General features: G+C 33.1%; 5 protein-coding genes. 3 read left to right on the top strand and 2 right to left on the bottom strand.

Features of this window, described 5'->3' with window-relative positions; genetic code table 11:
- On the bottom strand, positions 1–236 hold a 236-nt coding region (locus tag BLV62_RS27945; RefSeq protein ID WP_139170424.1), incomplete at its 3' end, for a transposase.
- 163 nt (positions 237–399) lie between these two features.
- Here BLV62_RS27945 and BLV62_RS27940 point away from each other — a divergent pair.
- Positions 400–1,605, top strand: coding sequence for a PD-(D/E)XK nuclease family protein (locus BLV62_RS27940; RefSeq protein WP_089766356.1), 1,206 nt, complete (start codon positions 400–402; stop codon positions 1,603–1,605).
- 435 nt (positions 1,606–2,040) lie between these two features.
- Entirely contained in the window at positions 2,041–3,528 is a 1,488-nt protein-coding gene (locus tag BLV62_RS27935; protein WP_089766354.1) for a hypothetical protein, read from the top strand.
- Positions 3,529–3,569: 41 nt separating this feature from the next.
- On the opposite strand, the gene BLV62_RS27930 is transcribed toward BLV62_RS27935, so the two are convergent.
- A complete protein-coding gene (locus BLV62_RS27930; protein WP_089766353.1) occupies positions 3,570–4,295 on the bottom strand; it encodes a hypothetical protein in 726 nt (241 codons plus the stop codon).
- Between the two features lie 246 nt (positions 4,296–4,541).
- Between BLV62_RS27930 and BLV62_RS29085 the strand changes: the two genes are divergently transcribed.
- Positions 4,542–4,676, top strand: a 135-nt coding sequence (locus tag BLV62_RS29085) for a helix-turn-helix domain-containing protein (protein WP_139170431.1), incomplete at its 3' end; no start/stop codon positions are given.

The following is a 4,676-nucleotide window of genomic DNA, read 5'->3' as shown; positions in this document are numbered from 1 at the left end:
GCCTCCAAATCAAGGGCAAGATCAGCGTACATCCGCTTAAGCTTGCGGTTCTCTTCCTCCAGTTCCTTTACGCGTTTCAGCTCGCTGCCCTCAAGGCCACCGTATCGCTGCCGCCATTTGTAAAATGAGGCCGGACTAACTCCGTGTTCGCGCGTAATCTCCTGAACACTTTTACCCGCCTCGAATTCCTTAAGAATCTTACTGATCTGCTCCGGGTTGAATCGTTTACCTTTCATAATACACTGTTAAAGTTATCAATCATTTTTCTATTCTCTAACAGTCTTTTTTTAAGGGAAGCTTACAAGTGGGGCAAATATTATTTGTTTTAATTCATAATTTATAGGCTTTTACTTATATTTATTGACTACTTTTTTCTTATTCCCCTATCCAGTACGACCAATGTTATCAGAAAGACAAATATTATTCCGTGATTATTTAATAAAGAAAATTGGATTTATTGAGGATACTTTTTTTTCTGTATATCTGGAAAAATTATCTTTTGCAGCGCCTAATTTTCGGTATTTAGAATCTATTCCTATCCCATCATCTCCTGAACTTTATAAAACAGTAGAGGACTTTGGAATTAGCGCTTATGCTGTAGAAGGAATAGAAAATAGGACTTATAAAATGAAGAATGGTTTATTTGTGCCTAGTAGATATAACATTATTGATTTTCTAAATTATGAATACAAAGTAAAAAAGAACTCACAAATTAAAATTAAGGATGCATTTACAAATTATATTTCAGCAACAGATTTGGCAAATTATACTTATTGCCCAGTGAGTTTTTCCATTTCAAAAACTTTTGATTTAAAGAAAATTGAATCTGCCTATAATGGTACAGATTTGCATGAATCCCACAGACTGATCAATTTTATATCTTCTGAAAGAGGGCGTAATCAAGGGGTTGGTACTGGCTCTTCTGGTTTGATTGGTACTCTTATAAAGCCAGAAAATGAGCTGTTTTTTAATGAAATTGAAAGATCAACAGTTATTTATCAGGGTCATGGGAAGGCTGAACAAAAAAAATATTTTAAAAGCTTTAAAGGAGATTATGTTGGGCAACCAGATTATATATTGCAAAATTCCAGCAAGGATTTTTTTGTTGTAGAAGAGAAATTTCAGTATCAAAGTACTCAAGTAGAAAAAGAAAGATATTTTCATAATAATCATATTAATCAATTGATTTCATATTTATATGGAATCAATGATTATAATATTAAGTATGGTTATTTAGTTTACTGGAAATTTGACTTTGATTATGGGGATCGATATATACATTCTTGTCAAGTTGTGAGAATAGAGAAAAATGAGATAGCCAGAAATCAAATTATAGCTGTTTATTCTAAACTTAAAAATTTCATCAACAATAAAGTCGAAGGCTTCGATATAACTAACAGGAACCCAAGTAAATGTGCTAATTGTGTTTCAAATCTATTGTGTGGACATAAGACAGGAAGATTTTCTACACTAAAATATCCTTACTCGACTGAATATTTAAAAACTCACTACGCCGAGTTTCCGAAAGAATTAAAGAAAGATTACATACCCGATGAACAAAATGAATTAGGTTCTAAATCCATCAATGAATTGGATGCATTGTAATTTATTCTTTATGTTACGTTTCATGTCTAACTTAAAATTTAGGTATATTAATTTGACCAAAAAAGCTGCTGATTATGCATTTCGGAAAATGCTAATTTTTACACATTTGAAAAATGCGCATCTGATATTTAACTAGATGTAGAATTAATCATTCAATATTAATTCTAATGGCAAATCTTAAACCCTGTATTTGAGAATGCTTGTCCTATCATAATAAATGAAAATCAGGATTTTTTTCAATGCTATTTGCAATAAAATCCACTTGAACTAATTTTGTCTCCACAAATTTTTAAAGACTGTATTTCAATAAGTGCAATATGCTGCCAGTATTGATTTTAATCGCTTTTTATCAAAAAATAAATAGAAAAAATATGAAGAAAATTTTCAGACAGCAATCAGTTTTAATCAAGATGGCTGATTGCCCAACTTATTTAAATGACACAACAATTATTTTATGTTCCTAAGAACATAGATTTAGACAAACTAATCGAAGAAAACCCAGTTAGCCATATACCTGGCTTCCATAGAGATAAATTGCTCTATATTTTACATCTTCTCGTAGAAATCCCTTCCAACAACAAAGATTTAACTAATGAGGAGGGTTATGTTCCAATTAATGCAGAAATCCTAAAACAGTGGATTGGTAAGGGGTATTCAGACTACTTAACCTATCTACAGGATGTTGGTATTATTGAAACTGATAACCAGTTCATTGTTGGTATAAAGTCAAAAGGGTACAAGTTTTGCCCTTTATATCAGCAACCCCTTAAATCAATTCCCATTACTAATTCTACTTTGCTCAGAAGAATGACAAGAAGGCAGAAATCTACTGCTATTAATAATATAGAGCAGGAAAGTAATGAGAATCTACCTGTAGAAATTGATTTACCTGCTATAGCATGTAAATATTCGCCTGTAGAAAAATGGTATGAAACAGGAGGGCTTAAAATCAATGATAAAATAGCCCATTTGTACAATGCAGAAATATATCTGCAAAAGCAGTCAAATCGTGCGAAGTGGGATAAAAACATTACTGCTAATGGAATTGAATGGAAGAACCCTTATACTCAGTATATAGGCACACATCTGAATATTGAGAAAATAAAAAGAGGCTTATTTAATGCACACTTTGACCAAAATGTGTTTAGATACCATTCTGCATTGACTTCCTGCAAGAGAGAGATAAGAAATGCTATTACTTACGAAGGTGAAGAACTGGTGGCTATTGATTTATCAAACAGCCAGCCAACATTGCTTACATTATTATTGAATCATGAGTTTTGGCTGAACGAGGGGGAGGAGGGTAAATTAAATTCTTCAAATATCCCTTATCTCTTTCTTAATCCAATATTCTCATCTAAGAACCCATTCACTAATTTCATTACTCTGGTAAAAAATGCCCAGAATAATAGAATAAAGGAGGGAGATGAAATATGGAATTATTATAAAATGGTGAGTAGTGGAAATTTCTATTCTGAATTTCGCCAGTTACTTAAAAATAAACTGGATTTGAATTATGCCACCAATGAGGATGTAAAGCCCATCTTGTTTACTGTACTGTTCACAGATAATAGATTTATTGGACAGGCAGACGCTGCACCTAAAAGGATTTTCAGAGATTTATTTCCAGCCATATACGAAATAACAGCCTTCATAAAAAGACATGGAGCTGAAAATCTGCCAATTCTGTTGCAGCGAATTGAAAGTTTCATTATGTACCATAAGGTTGTACCTCGAATCACCAGAGAAAGGGATTATTTACCCATCTTTACGCTGCATGATTCAATTGTAACATTAAAAGGAAATGAAGATTATGTAGAAAATGTAATGCGTGAAGAATTTGGTAAATGCCTTGGATTTATTCCACATTTCAAGCGAGATTACTGGCAGGAAAGTAAATTAAAACCTCTTGGGAATATTTAAGAAAATAGGTGTGGGAACTATCTATTATCCTGCACCTTTCTTTATTTAATAAATCTTCTTGTGGCCCTTATCATGTTGTATATCATGTATGATGAGGATATTCTCATCAGGACATCAATACAAATCCATCCACCATAGAATATTTCCTGATCTGGCTTCCTTAGAGGGTTCATTAGAAATAAATAAGTATTAAGTCCCTTCCAAAAAGCAGGGAAAGAAAATTCAGTAATTGAAATTCTAAATTCGGAAAAGAAGCCAAAGAGAAGGGGAAGGAAAAATAGAGAGTGAAATACAAAAATGAATACAAGAGGACGCCAGAAACTTTGACCAAAGTCACTTGTTAACCAACTCAAGAATATTATCAGCTTAGTCCAGAAATCATTTCTCCAAGTTAAAGTTTCAAAGTACATGCCCATTTCAAGGGCGTGAAATTTCTGTTCATTGATAACATCTCCTTGTTTGGACATCGCGTATTTTAATTGTCTAAACGTTTCCCTGCTTTTGGAGGAAAATGATCTATTTGACATTTTATCTCCTTTGCTAGGAGATGAACCATAAACAGTTTTTGCCCAGGTGATATTTGTGAAAATACAATCTACTAAGTTTGACTGCTCAAATGACACCATTTTAAAATGGCTAAAATCTAAGTTATTAAATTCTGCTTTGCCGAGTTGTGAATGAGAAACCAATACTCTACTTTCCTTTTGATATGATCTGATGTTTGCTATTTTTAATCTTTTTTCATTTACATATTGGTCTATATGCAAATATTTGGGGATAATTTCATTAATAAAAAGAGAAAGATTTCTTGAAGTTCCTGCTATATGTCTATAACGGAGGTCAATGGGCCAGTTAATTCGGTTTTATTTGCCAATTATTTCGGAGGTCACTGGGCCAAAAAATCTCCTGAATTTCGGAGGTCGTTGGGCCATTCTTATTTAGAAAACGGAGGTCACTGGGCCACTTTCCATTAAACTGCTTAAGTTGCTGTTGTATAAACATATCACAACAGCATGGCAGGACAACGGAAAGACAAAATGGAACTTAGAACACTGATCCTTCTAAAGAAAAAAGGACTTAGTAACCGTAAGGTTGCCCAGATAATGAACATCAACCGCAAAACGGTGGATAGCTATATTAGGCGGTTT

The organism is Chitinophaga terrae (ex Kim and Jung 2007), from assembly GCF_900107795.1.
GTDB lineage: Bacteria > Bacteroidota > Bacteroidia > Chitinophagales > Chitinophagaceae > Chitinophaga > Chitinophaga terrae.
Note: the sequence above shows the minus strand (reverse complement) of the source record. Positions and strands in the feature narration are given on the sequence as shown.